Raw genomic sequence first — 1,969 nt, forward strand, 5'->3', positions numbered from 1 at the left:
GGATAAAATCCTGCGTTTGCGGGGTTTGTTGATTAAATGCATCTCGTGTAGATTTATTGAGACGTCTGGCTTTCGCTAAGGTATCGGCTCTTCTGCAAGAATAAAGTCCATGGAAAGCGGGATCAGTATTACGTTTGAGTTCCCTGCTGACAGTTGAACGAGAAAGCCCCAATTCTCTAGCAATGGTGGCCTGAGTAACACCGTCAATTATTCGTTTTTCGATATAAAAACGCTCATGTAAGTTCAAATGTTTTCCCTTCATACAACAGTATCTCTTATGAGGTCATTACAGTAATTTTATCTATGTATGACCAAGGATTTACTTTGTTGCATTTCGTTTGGGAATTGGCGTTGTGCCTGAACTCGAGCGTCAACATTTATCGATGGTATGAATTATAATGTTAAACGGTTATGCGAGTTTACCTGCTTAAAATACAAATTTGGCCTAACGGCCAGTTAGCATTAGCATAAATACGCAGTAGTGAGTTATTCAGGAGAGTTTTTTTAAATCTGATTTAATTTCCGCAATTTTGCTGATTACGACAGATTCTAAATGGCACAAATCATTTAATATTTTACTTTTTAAATCATGGTTGGTTTGGTCATGTTGACAAATTTGATTTAATTCTTCGATCACATCCCGTAGGTGGAGATTAATTTCATTGATCTCTTTGAGATTGTTATCTAGATTAACCAGCTTTCGTTGCAGCGGATATTTGAATTTTACACTTTTAGGATAGTGTTCATCTTTATCTTTGCGAAAATAAATCTTTAGAATGTCATGATTTGCTTCTTGGCGAAGGGTGTAGTGATCGATATCTTCAGGTTGAGTGATCCCTAAGCTTTTTAAGTTATCATACATATTAATACCTAACGGAATAAGGTTATCTAACAATTGTTACAGATTAGCATAATAATAAGGCTAAGCGGATATTCAATTGATAATCCGCTATGATAAATTTTAGTCTATTGTTCTTAGTAACTCATTAATGCCAACTTTCTTTCTAGTCTTGTCATCGACTTTTTTGACAATCACTGCGCAATATAGGCTGTAGTTGCCATTTTTGGCCGGTAAATTACCCGCGACGACGACCGAGCCGGCTGGAATTCGGCCATAGAGAATTTCACCGCTTTCCCTATCATAAATTTTGGTGCTCTGGCCAATATAGACGCCCATTGAGATAACCGAGCCTTCTTCAACAATGACCCCTTCAACAATTTCAGAGCGAGCACCAATAAAACAGTTATCTTCAATAATAGTTGGATTAGCTTGCAAGGGTTCTAGCACACCACCAATACCAACACCACCGGATAAGTGAACATTTTTACATATTTGGGCACAAGAGCCAACTGTCGCCCAGGTATCTATCATCGATCCTTCGTCAATATAGGCACCAATATTAACGTAAGATGGCATTAAAACGGTATTTCGGGCGATAAACGCACCTTTTCGAGCCGTTGCTGGTGGAACAACTCTAAATCCTTCTTGTTGAAAACGAGCATGATCATACTCAGCAAATTTCATGGCTACTTTGTCAAAATAGCGGCTTTCTGCACCTTCGATTAATCGATTATCATTGATACGAAAAGAGAGTAGCATGGCTTTTTTAAGCCATTGATGTGTTGTCCATTGTCCATCTATCTTTTCAGCCACTCTTAACTGGCCTTTGTCAAGTTGAGTGATCACCTGATTGATTGCATCACTTAGTTGAACATTAGTCGTCGCGGGTGTGATTTCTGCGCGCTGTTCAAAAGCATTTTCAATAATGGTTTTAAGTTGCTCCATAAAATTACTCATCCTCTGGGTTGTAATTATTTAACATGTTTACTATTTTCTTTATCTCACGAGTTTCGCAGTCTCTAAAAAAGAAGTATAAATTTAAAAACAAGAAAAAATCAGGATGTTCATATTTTGTCCGGTTATCCATGCATTAAAGATATCTATAAAATATTCTTGCAAGTAAGCAGT

At 37.4% G+C, this 1,969-nt stretch carries 2 protein-coding genes and 1 pseudogene; all 3 read right to left on the minus strand.

What is annotated here, in order from left to right:
* Positions 1–169: 169 nt before the first annotated feature.
* Positions 170–262, minus strand: a pseudogene (locus CBG25_RS18425) (hypothetical protein); the annotation flags it as partial.
* 228 nt (positions 263–490) lie between these two features.
* On the minus strand, positions 491–862 hold the full coding sequence (locus tag CBG25_RS18430) for a DUF3461 family protein (protein ID WP_290608482.1): 372 nt from the start codon (positions 860–862) through the stop codon (positions 491–493).
* A gap of 99 nt (positions 863–961) precedes the next feature.
* Complete coding sequence (gene dapD / locus CBG25_RS18435) at positions 962–1,786, minus strand: 2,3,4,5-tetrahydropyridine-2,6-dicarboxylate N-succinyltransferase (RefSeq protein WP_290608483.1); 825 nt, start codon at positions 1,784–1,786, stop codon at positions 962–964.
* Positions 1,787–1,969: the final 183 nt, after the last annotated feature.

It is taken from the genome of Arsenophonus sp. ENCA (assembly GCF_002287155.1).
Lineage (GTDB): Bacteria > Pseudomonadota > Gammaproteobacteria > Enterobacterales > Enterobacteriaceae > Arsenophonus > Arsenophonus nilaparvatae.

What these genes read in the sequence shown, in the direction of transcription:
- CBG25_RS18430 (WP_290608482.1), bottom strand. Translation starts at nt 862, where the DNA reads ATGTATGATAACTTAAAAAGCTTAGGGATCACTCAACCTGAAGATATC.
- dapD (WP_290608483.1), bottom strand. Translation starts at nt 1,786, where the DNA reads ATGGAGCAACTTAAAACCATTATTGAAAATGCTTTTGAACAGCGCGCA.